This window comes from Nonomuraea sp. NPDC050540, assembly GCF_044457485.1.
Lineage (GTDB): Bacteria > Actinomycetota > Actinomycetes > Streptosporangiales > Streptosporangiaceae > Nonomuraea.
On sequence record NZ_JBITHA010000007.1, the window covers coordinates 375,993 to 397,597 of the forward strand.

General features: G+C 70.6%; 18 protein-coding genes. 10 read left to right on the forward strand and 8 right to left on the reverse strand.

Annotated features, from left to right (window positions below):
• The first annotated feature begins 123 nt into the window (after positions 1 to 123).
• Entirely contained in the window at positions 124 to 1,680 is a 1,557-nt protein-coding gene (locus ACIBI5_RS26030) for a condensation domain-containing protein (RefSeq protein WP_397250983.1), read from the forward strand.
• A gap of 140 nt (positions 1,681 to 1,820) precedes the next feature.
• Here the strand turns inward: ACIBI5_RS26030 and ACIBI5_RS26035 are convergent, their stop codons facing one another.
• From ACIBI5_RS26035 to ACIBI5_RS26055, 5 genes are read right to left on the reverse strand one after another with little or no spacing between them, the layout of a single operon-like run.
• Positions 1,821 to 5,660 (reverse strand): alpha-L-arabinofuranosidase C-terminal domain-containing protein, encoded by a 3,840-nt coding sequence (locus tag ACIBI5_RS26035; RefSeq protein ID WP_397250985.1) that lies wholly within the window; start codon positions 5,658 to 5,660, stop codon positions 1,821 to 1,823.
• Between the two features lie 9 nt (positions 5,661 to 5,669).
• On the reverse strand, positions 5,670 to 6,473 hold the full coding sequence (locus tag ACIBI5_RS26040; RefSeq protein ID WP_397250987.1) for a carbohydrate ABC transporter permease: 804 nt from the start codon (positions 6,471 to 6,473) through the stop codon (positions 5,670 to 5,672).
• The gene (locus tag ACIBI5_RS26045; RefSeq protein ID WP_397250989.1) at positions 6,473 to 7,339 is read right to left on the reverse strand and encodes a carbohydrate ABC transporter permease; all 867 of its coding nucleotides are present in this window, start codon (positions 7,337 to 7,339) and stop codon (positions 6,473 to 6,475) included. The genes ACIBI5_RS26040 and ACIBI5_RS26045 overlap by 1 nt, the downstream gene beginning before the upstream one ends.
• The gene (locus ACIBI5_RS26050; RefSeq protein ID WP_397250991.1) at positions 7,336 to 8,574 is read right to left on the reverse strand and encodes an ABC transporter substrate-binding protein; all 1,239 of its coding nucleotides are present in this window, start codon (positions 8,572 to 8,574) and stop codon (positions 7,336 to 7,338) included. The genes ACIBI5_RS26045 and ACIBI5_RS26050 overlap by 4 nt, the downstream gene beginning before the upstream one ends.
• The gene (locus ACIBI5_RS26055; protein ID WP_397250993.1) at positions 8,571 to 10,058 is read right to left on the reverse strand and encodes an alpha-N-arabinofuranosidase; all 1,488 of its coding nucleotides are present in this window, start codon (positions 10,056 to 10,058) and stop codon (positions 8,571 to 8,573) included. The genes ACIBI5_RS26050 and ACIBI5_RS26055 overlap by 4 nt, the downstream gene beginning before the upstream one ends.
• A 78-nt stretch (positions 10,059 to 10,136) precedes the next feature.
• Here ACIBI5_RS26055 and ACIBI5_RS26060 point away from each other — a divergent pair, with 78 nt between their 5' ends.
• Positions 10,137 to 11,141, forward strand: coding sequence for a LacI family DNA-binding transcriptional regulator (locus tag ACIBI5_RS26060; protein ID WP_397250995.1), 1,005 nt, complete (start codon positions 10,137 to 10,139; stop codon positions 11,139 to 11,141).
• An 84-nt stretch (positions 11,142 to 11,225) separates the two neighbouring features.
• Here ACIBI5_RS26060 and ACIBI5_RS26065 read toward each other — a convergent pair whose 3' ends face one another.
• Complete coding sequence (locus ACIBI5_RS26065; protein WP_397250997.1) at positions 11,226 to 12,389, reverse strand: serine hydrolase domain-containing protein; 1,164 nt, start codon at positions 12,387 to 12,389, stop codon at positions 11,226 to 11,228.
• 24 nt (positions 12,390 to 12,413) lie between these two features.
• On the opposite strand from ACIBI5_RS26065, the gene ACIBI5_RS26070 reads away from it, so the two are divergent.
• Positions 12,414 to 12,722, forward strand: a complete 309-nt coding sequence (locus ACIBI5_RS26070; protein ID WP_397250999.1) for a helix-turn-helix domain-containing protein — start codon at positions 12,414 to 12,416, stop codon at positions 12,720 to 12,722.
• Positions 12,719 to 13,141, forward strand: coding sequence for a MarR family transcriptional regulator (locus ACIBI5_RS26075; RefSeq protein WP_397251001.1), 423 nt, complete (start codon positions 12,719 to 12,721; stop codon positions 13,139 to 13,141). Before ACIBI5_RS26070 ends, ACIBI5_RS26075 begins: the two co-directional genes overlap by 4 nt.
• A 78-nt stretch (positions 13,142 to 13,219) precedes the next feature.
• Here ACIBI5_RS26075 and ACIBI5_RS26080 read toward each other — a convergent pair whose 3' ends face one another.
• Positions 13,220 to 13,690 carry a hypothetical protein gene (locus tag ACIBI5_RS26080; RefSeq protein ID WP_397251003.1) on the reverse strand — a complete coding sequence of 157 codons (471 nt, stop codon included), beginning with the start codon at positions 13,688 to 13,690 and terminating at the stop codon, positions 13,220 to 13,222.
• 111 nt (positions 13,691 to 13,801) lie between these two features.
• Positions 13,802 to 14,626 carry a class I SAM-dependent methyltransferase gene (locus tag ACIBI5_RS26085; RefSeq protein WP_397251005.1) on the reverse strand — a complete coding sequence of 275 codons (825 nt, stop codon included), beginning with the start codon at positions 14,624 to 14,626 and terminating at the stop codon, positions 13,802 to 13,804.
• 73 nt (positions 14,627 to 14,699) lie between these two features.
• On the opposite strand from ACIBI5_RS26085, the gene ACIBI5_RS26090 reads away from it, so the two are divergent.
• The 6 genes from ACIBI5_RS26090 to ACIBI5_RS26115 all read left to right on the forward strand — a co-directional run bounded on the left by ACIBI5_RS26090 (position 14,700) and on the right by ACIBI5_RS26115 (position 21,604).
• Positions 14,700 to 15,182, forward strand: coding sequence for a GbsR/MarR family transcriptional regulator (locus ACIBI5_RS26090; protein ID WP_397251007.1), 483 nt, complete (start codon positions 14,700 to 14,702; stop codon positions 15,180 to 15,182).
• Positions 15,183 to 15,296: 114 nt separating this feature from the next.
• Positions 15,297 to 15,875, forward strand: coding sequence for an RICIN domain-containing protein (locus tag ACIBI5_RS26095; RefSeq protein WP_397251008.1), 579 nt, complete (start codon positions 15,297 to 15,299; stop codon positions 15,873 to 15,875).
• Between the two features lie 92 nt (positions 15,876 to 15,967).
• Positions 15,968 to 17,734 carry a hypothetical protein gene (locus tag ACIBI5_RS26100; RefSeq protein WP_397251009.1) on the forward strand — a complete coding sequence of 589 codons (1,767 nt, stop codon included), beginning with the start codon at positions 15,968 to 15,970 and terminating at the stop codon, positions 17,732 to 17,734.
• A complete protein-coding gene (locus ACIBI5_RS26105; protein WP_397251010.1) occupies positions 17,731 to 19,839 on the forward strand; it encodes a hypothetical protein in 2,109 nt (702 codons plus the stop codon). The genes ACIBI5_RS26100 and ACIBI5_RS26105 overlap by 4 nt, the downstream gene beginning before the upstream one ends.
• Positions 19,836 to 21,029, forward strand: coding sequence for a CHAT domain-containing protein (locus ACIBI5_RS26110; protein ID WP_397251011.1), 1,194 nt, complete (start codon positions 19,836 to 19,838; stop codon positions 21,027 to 21,029). Before ACIBI5_RS26105 ends, ACIBI5_RS26110 begins: the two co-directional genes overlap by 4 nt.
• Positions 21,026 to 21,604 carry a hypothetical protein gene (locus tag ACIBI5_RS26115; protein WP_397251013.1) on the forward strand — a complete coding sequence of 193 codons (579 nt, stop codon included), beginning with the start codon at positions 21,026 to 21,028 and terminating at the stop codon, positions 21,602 to 21,604. The genes ACIBI5_RS26110 and ACIBI5_RS26115 overlap by 4 nt, the downstream gene beginning before the upstream one ends.
• Position 21,605: the final 1 nt, after the last annotated feature.

Sequence of the window (21,605 nt, forward strand, 5' to 3'; positions counted from 1 at the left end):
GCGTGCGTTCTGACCCCGGACCTGACAAATTTTCTTATAGGAAAGTTTCCTATTTGTTTGTTAGCGTGATGCTACACAGCTCCAGTGGACGTGGACAATGGACGGGCTCCGTTGAATCTGATCGTGCACTTCGATGGCCTGCCGGACCGGCAGGGCGCGCTGACCATGGGCCAGGCGAACATGGCGCGCTGCGTGCGCCGGGATCCTCCCGAGCACATGAACTTCCTGATGATCAAGCGCGTGCCACGGCGGATCGGTCTCGACCGGATCGCCGACGCCACCCTCGCGCTGCTGTCCCGGCACGAGGGCCTGCGCACGACCTTCACCGCCGACACACAGCACGTGCACGGCAAGGGCGCGCTGGAGGTCGTGGTCGTCCCCGACCACGGCGGTCCGCCGATGCGCGCCGCCGAGGAGACGGGCGCGCTCCTGCGCGCCCCGCGCTTCGACCTCGAAGGCGAGTTCCCGCTGCGCATGGCGGTGATCTGCACGGAGGCCGAGCCACGCCTGGCGGTCTTCGTGCTCCCGCACACCGCCGTGGACGCCATCAGCCTCGCCCACCTGCTACGCGAATGGGAGACGCTCCTGCACGGCCGGCCGTTGCCCGGCCCCGAACCCACCCAGCCCATCGACCTGGCCGACGGCGAACGCACCCCGGCGGCGCTGCGCCGCGCCGAGGCGGCACTCGAACACTGGCGTACCGGCCTGGCCAGGTCGCCGCAGACGATGTTCCCGATCGCCTTCGACACCGAGCACGCCATGGTGGCGCGACTGCGCGTCCGCTCGGCCGCCGTCACGCCCTGCCTGGAACGTGCCGCCGCCAGGACCGGGGCCAGCCCCTCGATGATCGTGATGGCCGCGCTCGGCACCCTCGTCGGCCACCGTACGGCCCAGCCGACCTGCCTGCTGGCCTCCCTGTCGAGCAACCGCGCCCACCCCAGGCTGCGCACGCACATCGGCCCGCTGGCCCAGGACGCCCTGGTCGTGACCGATCTGCGCGCCGCGACCTTCGACGAGCTGATCGCCCGCTTCCGGGTGGCCGCGCTCGCCGGGTACCAGCGCAGCCGCTTCGACTCCGAGGCGCTGTGGGAGGCGATCCACGCCATGGACGCCGAACGCGGCACCCGGTACGCCAGGGACTGCGTGTTCAACGACATGAGCGCCCAGGTGCCGCCCGACGACGACGAGGACCCCGTCGACGAACCCGAGCTGACCTGGCTGCCCGAGGCGGCGCTGCCGGCCAACCTCTCGCTCTGGATCAACCGGCTCGACACCGTGCTCGACCTCACCCTGTGGGTCAACCCGGCGGCGCTGTCCGGGGACGAGGCGGAGGCGTTCGGGGCGGGGCTGGTCAGGCTGCTGACGGCGGCGGGCGATCGGGTGGTGGACGTCGCCGAGATCGGGGCGGTCACCGGGGTGGCGGCCATGCCGTACGGGCCGGAGTGGGTGCGTTCCGGCACCTCGTGGGTGCGGCCGGAAGCCGTCCGGCGGCTGGTCGAGCGCGCGGTGCCCGGCGCGACGGCGAGCGTCACGCTCGACGGGGACGGCACGTTCACCTGCCACCTCGTCACCGGCACGGCCATCACCCCGGGCCAGGTGCACCGGGCCTGTCTGGACCTGCTGCCCGGCCACCCGGACGCCGTCGCCCCCCGCCGCTACGTCATCGAGCCCCTGGAGTGAGGGACCGCAGGACTGGGCAACGCCGCGATCACCCCGGCGAGCACCGGCAGCCCGATGGCCAAGAGGAGGACGACGCTCATGATCACCAGCGAAGGGTGGGCGCCCCCGCGGGAGAACCGCGGGGGCGCCGGTGCCGGTGGCTAAGGGGTGAGGCGGACGGGCAAGGGGCTCGCGCCCAGAGCCGACACCTCCACCGCCGTGCGGACATAGGTGGTGTAGCCGGACGCCGACACCGTCAGGTTGCGGACGCCGGCGGCGGCGGGCAGCCGGTAGTGGCCCGAGGCGTCGGTGACGACGCCGGGGCCGCCCGCGGTGACCGTCGCGCCGGCGATCGGGGTGCCGTCGGTCTTGGTCACCCTGCCGACGATCACCGGCGCCGCGACGGCGGGCGCCGCGATGTCGAACGTCAGCACGGTGAACGAGTGCGCCGGGAAGGTGTGGGCGTTCACGCTGGTGGTCGTGGTGGTCGTGGTCTGGATGGCGGTCGGCTGCCGCCAGGTGTTGCGGTCGAGGTAGCCGGGCGAGCCCACCGTCGAGACGGTGGCGGTCGAGCCGACCGTTCCCGCTCCCGCGAGGTTGATCGTCGCCGCCTGCGCGGCCGACGGATCGCGGTTGACGACCGACACGTAGAGCTTGGTGCCGTCCGCCGATCTGGTGGAGGTGACGTCGAGCATCGGCACGCCGTTGCGGGCGGGCAGGTTGCCCATGGCGGGGGCGTTGTAGGTGGGCCCGGTGACCGTGGTGGGCAGCAGCAGCGGCCCGTGGCGGTCGGCGATCAGCTTCTGCACCAGGTACGTCGGGGTGACGAAGCTGCCCCTGTTGCCCAGCCGGATGGCGCTGCCGTCCCAGAACTCCATGAGGGTCGAGGCCGCGTTCACCTCGTTGACGTCGCTTCTGCGCATGAACAGGTTGAGCAGCCCGGCCTCCTGCAACGCGCCCTCCAGGCTCCTGGACCTGCGGTGCTCCTCGTTGAAGTACATGGCGTTGTGCTCGGTCACCGCGATCTTGATGTCCCGGCTGGTGCCGTTGAGGATGGTGTCGGTGACCGTCGCCATGCGGTCGCCAATCACCGCGGGCGCGCCGACGGAGGCGGCGTAGACGGCCGCGCTGTCATAGGCCTGCGGCAGCGGCTGCGGGCTGTAGTAGTGGATCGACAGGTGGTCGAGCTTGGATCCCGCGTTGGCGATCATCGTGGTGTTCCAGCTCTGGTCGTTGTTGGTGCCGTCGCCGCCTTCGCCGATGAAGGTGATCGTGGCGTCCTTGGCGGCCATCGCGTCGCGGAAGGTCACGTAGCTGGCGGCGAAGGCCGCCGCGCCGGTGTGACCGGGCGTCCAGGAGCCCCACACCTCGTTCCCGATCTCCCACGTCTTCACGTCGTACGGCGCGCGCCCGCGTTTGGCGCCCCAGGTGGTACCGGCGGCGCCGTTGGTGTACTCGACCCAGTTGGCCGCCGTCGCCGCGGTCCCCTGACCCCAGTTGACGTTGAGCACCACGGGGATGTTCAGCGCCTCGGCCAGGCCGAGCACCTCGTCGGTGCCGACGTCGTTGGTCATCCACCCGGCTTCCCACTGCCCGTAGTACATGGGCGGGCGCTGGTCGCGGGGGCCGATGCCGTCGCTGAAGGTGTAGCTGTCGGCGATGATCCCGCCGGGCCACCGGATCGAGCCCGGGTTGAGCGCGGCCACCCGGTCGACGAAGTCCTTGCGCCAGCCGCCGTGCACGACCTCGGCCGGGTCCTTGGGCATGACTCCCGCCATGTCGATCCAGAGGGTGCCGGTGCCGGCCGTACCGATGAAGAGCTTGGCGTAGCGGTCGGTGACCGACGGGGTGAGCGTGACCGTGTGCTTGGACCACGTGCCTGCGACGCCGGTGACGTTGGCGGTGGCGTAGGGCGTGTAGCCCGGCGAGTCGCCGGTGTCGGGGCCGAGCGCGAGAGTGACGGGCGCGCTCAGCCCGGTCTGCTTGAGGTAGACGCTGACCTCGTACGCGCGGCCGGCGGTGAGGGCGATGCCGCCCTGGCTGATCCCTCTGCGCCCGCTGGTGTGCTGGACGTCGACGCGCTGGGCGTAGCTGCCGTTGGAGGCGGTGCGCTCGCGCTCGTAGGTGGCGACGTCGGTGTGCCCGTCGGGACGCCAGGCGTTGTCGGTGCGCCACCAGGTCAGGTAGTCCCACTTCGTCACGCTGGTGCCGTAGCCGTAGAGGAAGGCGTGGTACTCGGTGTTCTGCAGGACGGCGGGCTTGGGGAGGCTGTGGACGAGACGGCCGTTGGCGAAGAAGGAGACGGTGTCGCCGACCTCGACGCGCAGGGTGACGGGCAGCGAGATCGCCGGGCCGGTCCACGGGGTGACGCCGTCGCCGAAGACGCGCAGGGTGCCCGCTTCGACCCCGAATTCCAGATATTTCGAGAAATCGCCGCGTCCGGTGCCCGCGTACAAGTTGAGCAGGCCGTTCACTCCGGTGTAGGAGTCGAGCTTGGCCTCGACCGCGTAATCCTGCACGTCGCTCTCGACGAGCGGCTGGGACATGAGGCCGTAGCGGCTTCCGGCCGCCCCGTTGATCGTCATCTGGCTGTTGGCCGCGCCCGCGCTGCCCCAGCCGCCTTCGAGCGTGGTCGGCGTCCAGGCGCCCGAGACGCCGCCGCCCTCGAAGTGGTTGTCCCAGCGGTCGAGCATGTGCACCTGGCCGACCTTGACCTCGTCCCAGACGGTGGCCGAGGTGCCGAAGCCGTACAGGAAGAGACGGAAGTCCTGGTGGGGGACGTCGGTGCGGGTGGCCAGCTCGTGCACGCGCACGCCGTTGACGAAGAACCTGAACAGCCTGCCGTTGGACCAGTACGGGCTGACCTGCACGCTCAGCGTCGCGGGCAGGGTGACCGCGCCGCCGGTCCAGTTGCCGGTGCCGTCGCTGGTGAAGACCCTGGCCACGCCGCCCTCGACGCCGAACTCCATGAAGCGCTCGAAGCCGCCGGCGCCGCCGTAGACGTTGATGAGGCCGTTCGTGCCCGTGACGCCGTCGAGCCTGGTCTCGATCGTCGTCCAGTCCACGGAGCTGTTGGCGATGGGGTCGGACAGCAGGCCGTAGCGTGACTGCGCGCCGCCGGTCACGGTGGCGCGGCCGCCGCTCACGCTCACGCTGCCGTTGGCCGTGCCCTCCAGGCGGGACGGGGTCCAGCGGGGCGACAGGGAGGTTCCGGAGAAGGAGTCGTAGGTGCCGTCCGGGGTGAGGGCGAGGTAGTCGGCGGTGACCGTGCCGCTCCAGCCGTACAGGAAGGCCCGGTAGTCGCCGGGCAGGCCGGTGAAGCCCGTCAGGGTGTGCACCAGCGTGCCGTTGTGGAAGAAGCGCAACGTCCGCGCGGTGCCGTCGCGGCCGGAGACGTCGACGCGCAGCACCGACGGCGTGGTGGCCGCGCCGCCCGTCCAGGTGGGGCGGCCGTCGGCGTGGACCTTCAGCACGCCGCCCTCGATGGCGAACTCGGCGAAGTTCGTGAACGCGCCGGAGCCGCCGTAGACGCTGAGGATCGCATTGGCGCCCGTGGCGGAGACGATCCTCGTCTCGACGCTGACCGTGGCGTACCTGCTGCCGGGGACCGGGTTGGACATGATGCCGAAGCGGCCGGGCTGGGCGGCGGTGATGGCCGCGGTGCCGCCGGAGACGGTGAACGTCCCGGCCGGCGCGCCGTCCAGGCTGGTGGGGGTCCACTTCGAGCGGTCGGCGGTGTCGAAGCCGTCATAGAGGGTACTGCGGGCGGGTTCGGTCTCCAGGGAGCGGTTGGCGACCTTCTCGGCCCAGGCGTTGTTCATGGAGTCGGAGGCCCACTCCATCATCTGGCCGGTGACCGACGGCTGGACGACGCCGATCGGCTTGCCGGCGTCGACGGAGATGACGTTGGCGTTGATGGTGGCGGCGGCTTCCGCGGTGGCGCCGGTGAGGGCGATATTTCCGCATAAAAGGGCTAGGCAGGCAAGGACGTGCTTCACCATGCGTGGTACCTACTTCATTCCGGTGGTTGCGATGCCTTCGATGAAGCGCCGTTGGACGAGCAGGAACGCGGCGACCATCGGCAGGAGGGTGAGCACGGCGCCGGCCATCAGCAGGCCGTACTCGATGACGTGCTCGCCCATGAACAGCGCCAGCCCCGCGGGCAGCGTCTGCATGTCGGTCTCGGTGGTGAACACCAGCGGCCAGAGCAGGTCGTTCCAGTTGTACATGAAGTGGAACAGGCCCAGCGTGAGCAGCGCGGGCCCGGACAGCGGCAGAATCACCCTTCGGTAGATGCCGAACTCGGACGAGCCGTCGATGCGGGCGGCCTCGTCGAGTTCGCGCGGGATCGTCAGGAAGTACTGGCGCAGGAAGAAGATGCCGAACGCGTTCGTCGCCCGCGGCACGATCAGCCCCTGGTAGGTGTTGATCCAGTCCATGGAGCTGAGCAGCTGGAACAAGGGCACCAGCGTGACCTGCGGCGGGATCATCAGCAGGAGCAGGATCAGGACGAACACGGCGTTCTTGCCGGGGAAGTCCATCCTGGCCAGCGCGTAGGCGGCCAGGGAGTCCAGCAGCAGCGACACGGCCGTCACACCGCCCGCGAACACGACGGTGTTGAGGAACTGCCGGCCGAAGGGGATCCGCTCCCAGATCTGCGTGTAGTGGTCGGTGGTGAAGCCGCCGGGCAGCAGCGAGGGCGGATAGCGGACGATCGCGGCCTCCGGCGTGATCGACGCCACGACCATCCAGACCAGCGGCAGCAGGACCAGCGCCGCACCCACCAGCAAGGCCCCATATTTCAGGACTCGCACTAGTACCTCACCGCCCGCCGGCTGAAGAAGACGTTCTGCGCCAGCGACAGCACGAACACGATCAGCACCAGCACCCAGGCGATGGCCGAGGCGTAGCCGAACTCGAAGTCCTGCAGGCCCTTGCGGTAGACGAGGTAGACCAGCGACTCGGTGGCGAAGTGCGGCCCGCCGCGGGTCATGACGAAGATCTGGTCGAACACCTGGAGCGCGGCGATCGCGGCGATGATGAAGACGAACATCGTGGTGTGCCCCAGCAGCGGCCAGGTCACCTTGCGGAAGCGCTGCCACGGCCCGGCGCCGTCGATGGTGGCGGCCTCGTAATACATGCGCGGGATCGTCTGCAGACCCGCCAGATACATGACCATGTAGAAACCGGCGTTCTTCCAGACGCCGACGCCGATCAGGTACCACATGGCCACGTCCGCGTCCCGCACCCCGTCGCCCACGTCGACGCCGAGGCCGCGCAGCCAGTACGTGACCAGCCCGATGTCCGGATCGAGCAGGAACTTCCACGCGATCGCCACCACGCCCAGCGACACCACCGACGGCAGGAACAACGCGGACCGGAAGAACCCGCGCCCCCGGACGTGGCCGTTGAGCAGCAGCGCCAGGCCCAGGGCCAGCGCGACCGCGACGGGCGTGGCGACGACCGCGTAGAACACCGTGTTGCGCAGCGCGACCAGGAAGGCCGGGTCGGCGAGCAGCTTGGTGTAGTTGCCCAGCCCCACGAAGATCCCCGGGCCGATGGACTTGTCGTAGAAGGAGTCGGCCAGCGACTGGAGCATGGGCCAGACCATGAACACCCCGACCACGATCAGAGTCGGTGCGAGAAAGGCGTACGCGGTCGCCGTACGGCGGGCCCTCATGGGCCGGAAAGCGGCGCGATCGCCTTGGCCGCCTCGTCAAGCGCCTGCTGGACCTCGGCCTTGCCCGTGGTCACCCGCTGGACGGCCGGTTCGAAGATCTCCTCGTAGATCTTGCGGAACTCGGCCTGGCCGGGCAGCAGCACGCGGGCCTTCTCCGAATGGGCGGCGAACTGCGCCACGTACGGGTTGGCCTTGGTGTCCTCGGGGGTGACGTCGGTTCTGACGCCGGGGAAGCCGGAGCCGTTCGACCACGCGATCTGCGACTCCTTGGAGTTCCAGAACGTGAACCACTCCTTGGCCGCCTTCTGCTTGGCCGCGTCGGACCTCGCGTTGAGCACGAAGGAGGAGGCGCCGGCCAGCGTCACCGCCCCGGCGGGGCCCGCCGGGACCATGGCGACGCCGAAGTCCACCCCGGCCTCCTTGAAGCCGGTGGTCATCCACGGCCCGGTGATGTTGGTGGCCGCCTTGCCGGTCTGGAAGAGCTTGTCGGCGTCCGCGCCGCCGAGGCCGGTGGGCGAGATCCGGTCCTTGGCGACGAGGTCGCTCCACTGCCGGACCGCCTGCACCGACTGCGGGCTGTTGAGCGAGAGCACGTCGCCGCCGTTGCCCCACAGCAGGATCGGCCAGACCTGGATCGTCTGGTGGTCGGGCAGCGCGGTGCCGTACTGCTCGGGGCGGCCGTCGCCGTTGGTGTCCTTGGTCAGCTTCTTCAGCGCGGACTGCCACTCCTGCCACGTGGCCGGCGGCTTGCCGGGGTCGAGCCCGGCGTCCTTGAAGAGCTTCTTGTTGTAGTACATGAGGATCGGCGTGAACGTCATGGGCACCGCGTAGTGCTTGCCCTTGAACAGGGTGGCCTCGACGGCGGGCTTGACCAGGCCGGCCGTGCGCTCGGCGGTGAACCAGTCGTCGAGCGGGGCCAGCACGCCCTTGGCCGCGAAACGGCCGATGTGGGCGTCGTCGAAGGCGACGAGGTCGGGGCCGTTGCCGCTGGTGTAGGCGGGCAGCAGCTTCTGGAACAACACATCCCAGGTCATGATGTTCATCTCGATGCGGATGCCGGGATGCGTGTCGTTGAACTTCTTGACCAGCCCTTCCAGCGCGGGGCGGTCGGGGCCGGTGTAGCCGTTCCAGAAGGTGAGCGTGACCGGTGCGCCGGGTGTGCCGGAATTATCGGCGGATCCGCAGGCGGTCAGCGAGAGTGCGGCGACGACGGCGAGAGCGAGCAGGCGTTTCATGCGGGGTCAGCTCCGGTGAAGGTGAGACGGATCAGGCTCCAGGACGCAGCCGGGAGCAGGGCGCGCAACTGTGCCCCGTCGAGCTGCGCGTTGGTGAGCGGCACGACGGCCGCTTCGGTGGCGTGCGGGTCGGCCCCGGCCTCCAGCAGGTGGGTGTGCGCGAGTCTCAGCCGTCCTAGGGTGCGCAGGTCGGCGGTCAGGTCCAGGGCCTCGTGGGCACTCCTGTTGACCGCGATCACCGTGACGCCCTCGTCGTCGAGGGTGGCCACGGCGGACAACTGCGCGGCTTCGCCGTACCTCGCCGTGTCGAGCAGCGGCGAGCGCGGCTCCACCCGCAGCACGGTCCCCCGCGCGTGGCGGGCGGTCAGCGCGAACGGGTGGAAGATCGTCTGACGCCAGGCGGGACCGCCCGGCGAGGTGCGGATGGGCGCGATGATGTTGGCCAGCTGCGCCTGGCAGGCCACGCTCACGCGGTCGGAGTGGCGCAGCAGCGTGATGAGGAAGTCGCCGACCACGACGGCGTCGGCCGCGGTGAAGGTGTCCTCGATGAGCGCGGGCGCCTCCTCGAAGTCCCCCTGCTCACGCCCATCGTAGCGGGCCTGGTTCCAGACGTTCCACTCGTCGAAGGACAACATCATCTTCTTGGTACGGCGCAGCCGCGCCCGCACGTGGTCGGCGGTCGCGACCACGGAGGAGATGAACCGGTCCATGTCGACCGCCGCGGCGAGGAAGCTGCCGAGGTCGCCGTCCTCCTCGTAGTAGGCGTGCAGCGAGATGTAGTCGACCGCGTCGTAGGCGTGCTCCAGCACCGTCGACTCCCACGCCCCGAACGTGGGCATCTGGGAGTTGGAACTGCCGCACAGCACCAGCTCGACGCCCGGATCGACCAGCCGCATCGCCTTGGCGGTCTCGTTGGCCAGCCGGCCGTACTCGGTGGCCGTCTTGTGCCCGATCTGCCACGGCCCGTCCATCTCGTTGCCCAGGCACCACAGCTTGATCCCGTACGGCTCCGCCGCCCCGTGCTTGATCCGCAGGTCGGACAGGTGGGTGCCGCCCGGCAGGTTGGCGTACTCCAGCAGGTCACAGGCTTCCTGGATGCCCCGGGTGCCCAGGTTGACGGCCATCATCGGCTCGACGCCCGCCCTGCCGGTCCAGGACATGAACTCGTGGAGCCCGAACCGGTTGGTCTCGATCTGCCGCCAGGCCAGGTCGAGCCTGGTCGGGCGATCGGGGCCGACGCCGTCCTCCCAGCGGTAGCCGGAGACGAAGTTGCCGCCCGGATAGCGCACCACGCTGACGCCCATCTCGCGGGTCAGGTCCAGCACGTCGCCACGGAAGCCCTCGGGCGTGGCGCTGGGGTGGCCGGGCTCGAAGATCCCCGTGTAGACGCACCTGCCCATGTGCTCCACGAAGGAGCCGAACAGGCGCCGGTTGACGGGGGCGATCTCGAAGGCCGGATCCAGGCTGAGGTGTGCGTCTTCCATGGCAGCCTTTCTACATCGTTGTCTGCAACGTTGTAAACGGTCTATTTCATCGTTGTAAATCGCGATAGAGTGCTCGGCATGCGGCCCAGGCTGAAAGACGTCGCCGAACACGCGGGCGTGTCCATCAAGACCGTCTCCAACGTGGTCAACGGCTACCCCCACGTCAGCCCGGACACCCGCTCCCGGGTCGAGGCGGCCATCGCCGAGCTGCGCTACCGGCCCAACCTCTCCGCGCGCAACCTGCGCAGCGGCCGTTCAGGGGTGATCGCGCTGGCCGTACCGGATCTGTCGATCCCCTACTTCTCCGAGCTGGCGACCAAGGTGATCGAGGTGGCCGACCTGCGGGGCTGGACCGTCCTCATCGACCAGACCCAGGGCGAACGCCGTAAGGAACAACTCGTCATGTCCGGCATCCGGGCGCAGCTCATCGACGGCATGCTGTTCAGCCCCCTCGCCCTCACCCCCGAGGACCTGCGCGCGCGGACCGACCAGACCCCGATGGTCCTGCTGGGCGAGCGCATCGGCGGCGGCACGCTCGACCACATCGCCGTCGACAACGTCGCCGCCGCCCACCTGGCCACCTCCCACCTGGTCGCCCTCGGCCGCCGCCGCATCGCCGCCATCGGCGCCCAGCGCGCCGCCCGCGCGGTCACGGCCGAACAGCGCCTGCGCGGCTTCCGCCGCGCGCTGGCCGACGCGGGCCTGTCCGAGCACGCCGTCGCCGACGTCTCCGACTACCACCGCGCCGACGGCGCCGAAGCCATGGCCCGCCTGCTGGCCGGCGACCCGCCGGACGCCGTCTTCTGCTTCAACGACACCCTCGCCCTGGGCGCGTTGCGCACCCTGCTCTCCCACGGCCTTCGGGTCCCGCGGGACGTCGCCCTGATCGGCTTCGACGACATCGAGGACGGCCGCTTCTCCACCCCCACCCTGACCACCATCGCCCCGGACAAGGCCCACATCGCGGAAACCGCGGTCAACCTCCTGGCCACCCGCCTGTCGGCGGCCGGCACCGAACCCCCGCAGGACCTCTGCGCCCCGCACCGCCTGATCGTCCGCGAGAGCACGGCCACCGGCCCGTGAGTCCGAGGGTTGATCTTCATGCGATTCGCCGGGCGTCGCGTGCCCCTCGGCCTGATCGCCGAGGGGCGTTGGGTGGACCGGGTGTCAGGGCTGTCCGGCGGCGCAGAACTCGGCTTCGAGGACCTTGGTGAAGGAGGCCACCGGGTACTTCCAGTCACCGTTGACGTTCTGCACGAGCATGCGGGTGGCGTCGCGGGTGCCGTAGGCGTATGACCATGAGCCGGGGAGCGCGCCGCCCATGCCCCAGACCGTGGTGCCGCAGGACAGTTTCACCGAGGCCACGCCGAAGCCGTAGGTGGTGTTGGGGATCCACTTTCCCTCGGGGACCACGGTGGTGGCGAACATCTGACGATGCTGGGCCTGGGACAGAAGCCGGCCCTTGAGCAGCGCGGTGAAGAACCGGTCGAGGTCGGCGGCGGTGGAGACCATGTCGCCCGCCGCCCAGCCGGCGGAGGGGTTCAGCTCGGTCACGTCGTAGATCGTGGTCGTGGAGTCCTCGGAGGACAGCTTGGAGTAGTGCCGGGCGTGCGGGCCGCGGATCCGCACCTCCTTGCCCGCGGGCACGTACGTGCCGGTCAGGCCGAGAGGACGGGCGATCCGCCGGTGGACCAGTTCGGCATAGGTCTCGCCGGTCGCCTTCTCGGCGACCATAGCGGCGAGGACGAAGCCCGTGTTGGTGTAGGTCCAGCCCTTGCCCGGCCGGAAGTCGGACGGGTTGGATGTGGCGATCTTGATCAGTTGCCCCGGCTGGTATCGGTCGTAGCGGTGCTTGAGGAAGGCGGGGGTGTACATGCGGGCCAGCATCTGCTTGTCGATCAGGTGGTTGAAGATGCCGCTGGTCATGTTGAGCAGTTGCCTGATGGTGACCAGACGGCCGTCGTGGCCGTTGCCGCGTACCAGGCCGGGCAGCCACTTCTCCACCGTGTCGTCCAGGCTGAGCTTGCCTTCGGCCACCAGTTGCAGCACGACGGTGGCGGTGAAGGTCTTGGTGATGCTGCCGATGCGGAAGCGCTCCCCCGGCAGGCGTTCGCGGCCGGTTCGGGTGTCGGCCACGCCCGCCGTACCGAACCATGTGTCGCCTCCCTCGCGAACCGTCGCGAGGAGGCCGGGGAGGCCGGTGTCGGCAATGGCCCGATCAAGCGCCTGCTGAACTCCGGGGCGGTCGGGGATCTGGTCCGCACCGGTCGCGGGTGTGGCCGTGGCGGCGACCGTGGTGACGACGAGCAGGCCAAGGCCCACTCGGGACATGCGGGACTTGGTGACGAAGGCAGGATGCCCGGAGACAGGCTCACCCGCCAGGACCGCCAGGCCATCGCCGCCGGCCTGGCCGCGGGACTCACCTACTCCACGATCGCCAAGGGTCTGCGACGCCCGGCCTCGACCGTCACCCGCGAGATCCTCCGCAACGGAGGGCCGGCCGGGTACCGGGCCGAGCAGGCTCATCAGGCCACCAAGCAGCGCGCCCGGCGGCGTGCGTCGGCCCGGTCGGCACCGTCCCCGGCCCCCCGGCCGCCGAAGCCCTGCGGGACTTCCGTGAGCACTTCGCCGCCCGGGTGGGCGCGACCGGGCTGCCGCCGATGATGAGCAAAGTGCTGGCCTGCCTGTACGCCACCGACACCGGCAGCCTCACCTCAGCCGAACTGGTCCAGCACCTGCGGGTCAGCCCGGCCTCGATCTCCAAGGCCGTCAACTACCTCGAGAAGCAGGAACTGATCCGCCGCGAACGCGACCCTCGACAACGGCGCGACCGCTACGTCATCGACGAGGACGTCTGGCACCGGGCGCTCCTGGCCAGTGCCCGGGTGAACGCCGAGCTGGCCGACATCGCCGAGCGGGGAGCCGCGATCCTCGGCACCGCCACTCCCGGCGGTGCCCGCCTGCGGGACGTGAGCCGGTTCCTCGGCCACATCAACGACGACCTCGTCCGCTCCGTCGACCACTGGCGGAGCGCCGCGGACGGGTCGCGAAAGAGAGCCCGCAGCCAGCCTGTACGCCACTAGCCCGGTCGGGACTATGCGTCTTGTGACCCCGGTGCGCCGGGACAGGCCGGGTCACCGAAACCCGGCGATGTATTCAGGTCAGGGGTAGATCGTGTAGGTCTTGGTGTTGTTGCATACGATCGTGCCCGGGAGGCAGCGCTTGGCCCTGATCGTGATGCGGTCGAGGTTGGTGCGGGTCGTGGACCATTTGAAGCTCTTGTGGCCCTTGTTGCGACCGGCCTCCTTGTACCCGCCGTAGATCTCGTTGCCGTTGCTCTTCTTGAAGGAGACCTCGACCACGGCCGTCCAGACGTCCTTCTTGGTGTCCGTGACACTGCCGCGCGCCTCGCCGTAGCCGTTGCTGCACAACTTCAGGACGTAGCTGACGAAGCCGTCCTTCGTGTTCAGCTTGCTCCACTTCTCCTTGCAGCCGGCCGAGGAGACGTCCGAGGTGGCGGCGGTGGTGGAGGCCGTGGCCGCCGCGGCCGCCGTGGCCGGTGTCAGTACGGCGAAGGCCGCAGAGACCCCGGCGAGGGTGGCGAGCATCTTCGAAGGGGAGAGCTTCCGCATGAAATTCGATCCTTGTCCGTCAACGAGAACTTCGCCGTGCTCCGCCTGTGCTCAGAGCACCGCGGATGATGCTAAACACCGGCGGTATGGCCGCGGTATGTCCACGGCATGTCAGGCCTGGGAGAACCGGAAGCGGACGATGCGGGTGGAGCGCTTCATGCCCGGAAGCAGGGTCATGAGGCGGTACATGCGGCGTATGTTCGCGGGCGCCTTGGCCATCAGCACGGGTGCGTCGTACATCGGCGCCTCGTCGACGTATTCGAGCCGCGGGTGCCAGTCGGCCGGCGCGGCCGGGTCGTTGAAGCCGCAGTGGAACCGGGTGCCGTAGGCGCGCAGGGTGGGGTCCCACTTCGAGGTTCGCCAGGCCCAGACCGGCACGGTGTCGAACTGGATCTGGCCTGCGGGGAAGGCGTCGACGACGCTGGTCAGCAGTCGCCGGACGGCGGGCTCGGTCAGGTAGGGGACCAGTCCCTCGGCGATCATCAGCACGGGCCGGCCGCGGGGCGTGTGTTCCAGCCAGGTCAGGTCGGTGACGCTGGAGGAGATCAGGGTGTAGTGCTCGCGCGGTGGCAGGAACCGTTTCCGCAGTTCGATGACGGACGGGTAGTCCAGGTCGTACCAGTCGACGGTGGCGGGCGGGTCGATCCGGTACACCCGGGCGTCGAGGCCGCAGCCCAGGTGGAGCACCACCGCGTCGGGGTGGGCGGCCAGGAAGCTTCGGGCCCAGTCGTCGTGGGCCTTGGTGCGTACCACGGCGGCCAGGCCCATCTGGCTGCGGCCGAATCGGCGCTTGTCGTAGCCGGGGTCGAGGCGTCGCATCGCTCGCTCGGCGTACTCGTCGCCGAGGATCGGGTCCGGCAGCCGGTTGTCCAGTGCCTTGGCCCGGAGGACGGGGCTGAGGGTCTTCTGCACTCCGATGAGCTCAGTGTCCTTCACCCCTGTGATGGTACTCTTATTTCATGAAATTCGTGAAGTTTGAGAATAGCTCTGCGAGTGGAAGGGAGCTTGGGTGACGCGCGTGGAGGAGGGCGCCCTCGCCGGCTACCGGGAGCGGTTCGCGCAGATCATGGTCGAGTACGGCATGCCGCGGATGGCCTCGCGTGTGTTCGCCGCGCTGCTGATGAGCGACTCCGGCGAGTTGTCGGCCGCCGAGCTCGCCGAGCGGCTGGAGGTCGGCGCGCCGGCGATCTCGGGGGCGGTCAAGTACCTGGTGCAGGTGCGGCTGGTCGAACGCGGCCGCGAACCCGGCAGCCGGCACGACTTCTGCCGGATCCACGAGCACACCTGGAGCCGCTTCGTCAGCCAGTCCGACCCGATGCTGGCCCGGGTGCAGGCCGGGGCCGAGGAGGGCCTCGCGCTGCTGGGTCTCGACAGCCCCGCCGGGCGGCGATTGGAGGAGACCCGCCGGTTCTTCGCGTTCGTCCGCGACGAGATCGACCAGTCGATGGCGAAGTGGTGGCGGCTCCAGGCGGCCGAGCGCGAGACCGAATAGCGGCGCCTGAGCCACGCCGCCGGCCCGTGTGTCCTTCGACGCAGACGCCCCGGACTCTCGCCGCATATAAATTCCTCCATCACGGGGAAATCATCAGCGAGAGGGTCAACGCACATGCGCATTTCCATGGTCACACTCATCGCCGCGATCGGACTGGGGCTCCTTCCCGGCACCACCGCGCACGCGAAAACCGCGCAATTAGCCTATGAGATCGTGCCCAACGTCAACCAGAACTGGGCGCTCAACATCGGTGGCAGCAATGGCGACGGACGGGCCGGCGTCAAGGCCGGCGTCTGGTGGCGCTCACCCGGATCCCTGCCCAACTCCTGGACGCTGACCTTCAAGTTCGGCACCGCGGCGGGCGTCAGCTACTACCAGTGGAAGAACAGGTTCAGCGGCATGTGCCTGGAGCTGGAGTTGAATTCCAGCGTCCGCTTCGCGATTCAGCAGCCGTGCGGGAGTTCCACCCGCCAGCAATGGGCATTCATTCAGCAGGGGAATGGCAGCGGCGGATTCCGGGTCTCCAACAGGGCGTCGGACGTGGCCGACAATATCGCCCCCGGCCAAGGCCGCGTGCTGAAGTTCGTCGCTTCCGGTATCGGCGAGACACCTCCGGTCGGGTCCTTCGCCTTCATGGCGTTCGCCAGCAACAACGCGCACGAGTTCTGGCACTCCCGGCCCTTCACCATCTGAACCGTTCCAGAGCGCGGTTGGCCGGTTTCGGACACGGCCACAACCGTCCGCGGAATCCGGATAAAGTCGGCCAGGCTGGGAGGAGGGCAACCGTGGTGACAGCCGCGTCGGTGGTCACGCCGGCGGTGGCCGTCATGGCGTCGGTGGTGACCCTGGTGAACGTCCAGGAGTTCAAGCGCCGGTGGCTGTCCGCCCAGCTGGCCCAAGAGATCGCGCGACCGGTCCACCGCACGTACAGTCCGGGGCTGGTGGCGCTCCTCGGAGCCCTGGGGGCCGGGGTCGCCTTTCTTCTCGCTGCCCCGCTCACCCGGCTCGGGCAGGCGGGCACGGCGGGCATCGTGCTCGTCGCCGCCCTCGGGCTCGTCCTCGGCGTCGCCGGGCTGAGCTTTCTCGGTCTCGGCGCCGCCGTCCACGCGCTGTGGTGGCCGGCGGACCCGTTGATCGTGTACTGGTGGGCGATCCCGCTGGCCGCGGGCGGCATCCTGAGGCTCCTCCATCTCGCCGAGCCCGACCGGCGCGGCGCCTGGAGCATGGTCGTGGCCCTGAACCGGTACGGGCCGGTCATCAGGGGAACCGCTCCGGCGGAACCGTTCTGGCGGGTCGCCGGGCTGCTGGCGGGGCTCGCGCCGCTCGCCGCCGTGGTCGCGGCCGGTCAAGGACTCAGCCCGGCCGACCGCGCCGCCCTGGCCGCCGCCGCCGTGCTCGTGGCCGTCCAGACCACCTGGACGGACCTGCGGAGCCTCGCCATTCCCGAACGGCTCGCCCGGCTGAGCCGCCAGGCCGGAACCGCTCTGCTTCGTGGCGGCACGGTCGTGGTGGCGGCCGGCCCCGTGGGCGCGGCAGGCGCGGATCTGTGGAGCCGCGGCCCCACCGGTGTCGCCGGAGGGTTGCTCCTCGCCGCTCTGGCGACCCTGCCGTGGCTGCTCGTCGAGCTCACCAGCCGCCTCGGCCGTACCTTGCCTGCGCCCGTGCGGGTCGCCGCGACGCTGATCCGCATACCCTTGACCGGCGGCTTCGCGGCCGTCGCCCTGGCCGCCTTCCACCCGCGTCCCGGATTCGCCGTCGCCGCCCTGCTTCTGGCCGCGGCGGAGACCGCGACCCTGGCGGCGGGCCGCGGGCGCGGCGCTCCGTTCCACATCTCCTACCGGTCCGCGACCGGCTTCCTGGCCGACAATCCCGACCGCGCCCAGAACCTGGCTGGAAAGTGGCTGCGCGACGCGATACTCAACCGCCCCGCCCGGCCGGACCTCAACCTCATCCGCGCCCTCGCCAAGCGCGCGGCGCTCGCCGGGCGCGGCGACAGCACCGGAGACCCCGCTCACCGGACCGGCCGGGACGCCCTGTGCTGGGACGATCTCGCCGACCGGCTTCTCGACCTGGTCGACAGCGAGGTACGCCCCCGCTACCCCGGCAAGCACCTGGCCCGGCTGGACCTCGCCGCCGCCAACGCCCGCGCGGACGTGTCCTGGAGCCGCGCGATCGTCCTCACCCATGCCGCGGCCTGGGACGAGGCCCGCCGCCAATGGGGTGACTGCGCGACCCGCCGCATGCTCCTCGGTCACCCCGCGCACGAGCTGTTCGCCCGCGCCATGATCACCATTCTGCTGGTCCGCCTCGGACGGACCGCCGACGCCGCGAGGTCCTTCGACCGGCTGGGCCGGGCGCCGACGCCTGTCCCGGTCTTACGGGCGTGCGTCGAACTGGCCGGAGCGGCGCTCGCCGGTGGCCCCGCCCTTCCGGCGCCGCCGGTGACGGCCCGTGCTTTGCGCTCCGCCTGGTGGGGCGAGCCGGGGGGCCGCCTGCGTTCGTACTGGACCGCCGACGAAAGCGCCCTGATCCTGCGGGACGTCGCCGGATGACCGGCTCACGCTCCTCTCGCGGCTTCTACCTCTACGCGACGCTGCTGCCCCTCGCGACGACCGTCGTCGCCTTGATCTTCGGACGGCTCGGCCCTCTGAACCTCACGCTCGCCGCCGCCCTGTGCGTCACCGCGAACTACGCGCTGCAGTACCGCGCCTACACGGTCCTGACGGAGGCCATGCGGGGGCTGCGGCTCCAGAGCGAGCTGTCCTTCACCGGCCTGCAGGTCCTCGGCGGCCTGTTCCTCGGCAGCCTCGTCGGGAAGCTGTGGGACGCGCTGCCGGCCCTCCACGGCAACGAACTGTGGATCGCCCTCGCCGTCGCCCTGCTCCAGCAGTTCACCGGCCCCATCTACCGGCTGCGTCTGCGTCCCCTCGTCTGGCTGCTGTCCAGCCCTTACCGGGTCCTGTTCGACAAGGGTGTCCTGCTGTTCTACGCCGCGCTCATCACCTCCTCTCCCGGGTTGCTGTGGCTGGCGTTGTGGCTGGCGCTCTTCGACCTGCCCAGCTCCCTGGGCATGGCGATCCAGTCGCGTTACCCGGGATGGGAGGCGCGGGCCAACGACGCCCACCAGTACCTCGTCAGTGACACCGGGACCCGGCGGAGCCTGTTCGAGGAGCCCTGGCTGAGAGACTTCGTGCTCGACCGGCCCGACCGTCCCGATCTCGGCTTCATCCACACGCTCGCCAACGAGGCCACCCGGTCGGTTCAGCAGAGCCGTGCCATGACCCTCGATCTCAGCGGGCTCAGCGCTTTCACCACCACCTCCGGACTGCGTTCCCTCACCTGGGTCGACGCCGCGCTCGCCCTCCTCGACCGTGCCGAATCCGCGATCCCCGGCACGCCGGAAGCGCGCCGCCGCTTCCGGCTGGCCCGCGCCCACTGCGCCTACGCCCGGTCACTCGTGTACTTCACCACCGGCCACCGCGACGAGTTCCGGGCGTCCTTCACCGAGGCGTGCGCGATCTGGCGGCAGGAGGGCCATCAGGATCTCGTCGCCGCGGAATGCGCGCTGGTCTACCTCAGCTCCAGCGGCGAGAAGCTGTTCCTCCTCCTGACGCCCGCCGACGGCCTCGCCCTCCTCGGCCCCCTCCTCGACGACCCCGCCTTCTCCCCCGACGCCCGGCGCCGCACGCTGCTGGCCGCCTCCCTCGCCCACCAGGAACTCGGCGATCCCGAACAGGCCGCCCGGCTGAAGGCGGAAGGCTTCGCGCAGCGGCCCCGCCGCGGCGACGGCCGCCGCCTCCTGCGCCGGTACCGGGCCGCCGGCCTGCCCCGCAGGCGGTCGGCGATCGCCACCGCGGACCGGCTCCTCGCCGTGGCGACCGGCCCGTTCGCCGAGATCACCCAGTTCGCGCCGGCCGGCTCCCCCGCCATCGCCCTGGACAGCTGGCCGCCCAGCCAGGCGCGCGACCGCGCCGCACTCGGCCTGCGGATGTGGGATCTGGGCCGCCGCGACCAGGCCCACGCGCTCCTCATGGAGGTCGCCGGTTCGCTGCGGGCCGGCGACCAGCTGGTCACCGCGTTCTACGTCCTGCTCGAACTGGGCCGCGCCCAGCTCGACAGCGCCCCCTCCCGCGCCTATCGCACCCTCGATCAGGCCGCCGAGGTCTATGAGACCCTCCGGTCGCGGATTCTGGACGACGAGGTACGGCTCAGCACGGGCGCCCCCATCGAACGCCTCACCCTCCTCACCCTCGACCTGCTCCTGAACGCCCCGGGAGGCGACGGCGAATCCTGGCCCCCGGCACCACGCGCGGCGGCGTTCGCGCTGGTCGAGCGGGCCCGGTCCCGCGGACTGCTGGAACTGCTCGGCACCACGGTCCCGCCCGGCGGCACCGCCCCGCCCGACCTGCTCGCCGCCGAGGCCGAGGCGCGGCGGACCGTCGCCGGCAGGCGGGCCGCCCTCGCCGCCGCCGACACCCCGGCCGGCAGCGAGATCGCGCTGCGTGGCCTGCGCGAGGCCCTGTCGGAGCTCTCGGCGGCCCAGGACCGCATCGCCGCCGTCGACCTGGCAGGCGAGGAGTACGTGAGCCTGTCCCGCGGCGCCCCCCTCACCTTCGCCGAGGTGAAGGCGTTGCTGCGACCCGAGGAGTCCGGGTGAGAACCGTCCTGGCCGAGTATCTGGTCACCGAGCGGGAGACGTTCCTGTTCCTCCTGGACGCCGAGGCCGACGAGCCGCGTACCGAACGCATCCCGCTGACCCGCGACATCCTGCGCACGCATATCACCGACCTGGCGATCGCCCTGCACGCCGGCCGTACCGCGTCGGCTGACGGCCCGCTGGCCGCGCTCATCGCCCCGCTCGCCCAGGTCAGCGCGCCCGGCGACCTTCTGTGGATCGTCCCGCACGACACCCTGCACTATCTGCCGTTCGGCATGCTCGCCCTGGACGGCGCTCCCCTGGCGGCCCGCAACCCGTCGTGCACCACGCCCAGCGCCACCGTCATGCGGTACTGCCAGGCCAAGCACGACCCGTCGCGGCGCCGCGTACTGGCCTACGCCGACACCGCACCCGGCCGGCCGCTGCCCCACGCCCGCCGCCAGGCGGAAGGGCTCGCCCGCGTCTTCGGCGACGACGCCGTCATCCGGCTCGGCCCCCACGCCACCTCCGCCGCGCTCGACACCGACCTCGGCCCCGAGCCCGCGCGGATCATCCACTTCGGCTGCCACGGAACGTTCGTGCCCGAGTCACCGCTGCGTTCCGGCATCACCCTCGCCGACGGCGAGCTGACCGCCGAGCGCATACTCGGCCGCTCCCTGCGTGCCGACCTCGTCACGCTCAGCGCCTGTGAGAGCGGTGTCAACGCCCGCCGTCCCGGCGACGAACTCGTCGGCCTCACCCGCTCGCTGATCTACGCCGGGGCGGCCTCGGTCCTCGTGACCCTCTGGGCCGTCGACGAGTTGTCGACCAGCCTGCTGATGGCCGACTTCTACCGCGAGCTCGCGGCCGGCGCGGGGAAGGCGGTCGCGCTCCAGCGCGCGCAGAACACGCTGCGGTCGATCACCGGTGACGAGGTGATCCGCCGGTGCGAGCGGGAGCCCGGTTCGTCCGCCGAGGACATCGCCGACGTGCGCTTCCGGTGCGGTGATTTCGCCGCCGCCCGCGACGCCTACGGCCGTCTCCTCGACGCCGCCGATCCGGACGACGAGCGGGCCGCCCGGCTCCAGGCGGCCGAGACCCGCAGCAGGTGGGCGGCCTCCGCCGCGGATCGTCCCCCCGACTACACGCGGCGGATCTACAGTGATCCCTACCATTGGGCCCCCTTCGTATTGGTTGGTGACTGGCGATGAGCCCGACCTTGCTGTCCGAGGCCGACGGCTTCTTCACCGCCCTGCCCTGGCGGATGGAATTGGAGACGGCGCGCACGACGCTGGCGTCCGGCGGCCTCGGGATCGTCCACGACGACGCCGGGCACGCGGTCGCGGCCGTCCGGCACGCCGACCTGGCCGGCGTCGCCGGACCGGACCTGCGTACGGCGGTGGCCCGCCTGGCGCCGGTCATCGAGGTGGCCGCCGACGTGACCTTCGCCGAGTTCGCCGCCTCGCCCGCCGTCACGCTTCTCGATCTCGGCGCCAGGGTCCTCGTCCTGCGGGACGGGGACCGTACCGTGGGGATCGTCCCCGCCGAGGTGTTCGCCGCGCACCTCGCGTCACCGGACTACACGCCTCCGGCGCCCGTCATGGCCGGGGCGGGCGGCCTCGGCGACGCCACTCTCCCCGGTCAGCCGCGGACGGGGCTGGCGCCCGTGGTCTGCCGGGAACCCGGATGCGGTCACCTCAACCGGCTCGCCCATTACCGGCACGGCGCGCCGCCCTGGTGCCAGCGCCCGGAACCGCCGCGCCACCGGTTGCTGATGGGCGGCTGAG

Excerpts from the sequence above, each read along its gene's own strand:
- ACIBI5_RS26095 (WP_397251008.1), top strand. The coding sequence starts at position 15,297 with ATGCGCATTTCCATGGTCACACTCATCGCCGCGATCGGACTGGGGCTC.
- ACIBI5_RS26060 (WP_397250995.1), top strand. The coding sequence starts at position 10,137 with ATGCGGCCCAGGCTGAAAGACGTCGCCGAACACGCGGGCGTGTCCATC.
- ACIBI5_RS26045 (WP_397250989.1), bottom strand. The coding sequence starts at position 7,339 with ATGAGGGCCCGCCGTACGGCGACCGCGTACGCCTTTCTCGCACCGACT.
- ACIBI5_RS26080 (WP_397251003.1), bottom strand. The coding sequence starts at position 13,690 with ATGCGGAAGCTCTCCCCTTCGAAGATGCTCGCCACCCTCGCCGGGGTC.
- ACIBI5_RS26035 (WP_397250985.1), bottom strand. The coding sequence starts at position 5,660 with ATGGTGAAGCACGTCCTTGCCTGCCTAGCCCTTTTATGCGGAAATATC.
- ACIBI5_RS26065 (WP_397250997.1), bottom strand. The coding sequence starts at position 12,389 with ATGTCCCGAGTGGGCCTTGGCCTGCTCGTCGTCACCACGGTCGCCGCC.
- ACIBI5_RS26105 (WP_397251010.1), top strand. The coding sequence starts at position 17,731 with ATGACCGGCTCACGCTCCTCTCGCGGCTTCTACCTCTACGCGACGCTG.
- ACIBI5_RS26070 (WP_397250999.1), top strand. The coding sequence starts at position 12,414 with ATGCCCGGAGACAGGCTCACCCGCCAGGACCGCCAGGCCATCGCCGCC.
- ACIBI5_RS26050 (WP_397250991.1), bottom strand. The coding sequence starts at position 8,574 with ATGAAACGCCTGCTCGCTCTCGCCGTCGTCGCCGCACTCTCGCTGACC.
- ACIBI5_RS26055 (WP_397250993.1), bottom strand. The coding sequence starts at position 10,058 with ATGGAAGACGCACACCTCAGCCTGGATCCGGCCTTCGAGATCGCCCCC.
- ACIBI5_RS26075 (WP_397251001.1), top strand. The coding sequence starts at position 12,719 with ATGATGAGCAAAGTGCTGGCCTGCCTGTACGCCACCGACACCGGCAGC.
- ACIBI5_RS26115 (WP_397251013.1), top strand. The coding sequence starts at position 21,026 with ATGAGCCCGACCTTGCTGTCCGAGGCCGACGGCTTCTTCACCGCCCTG.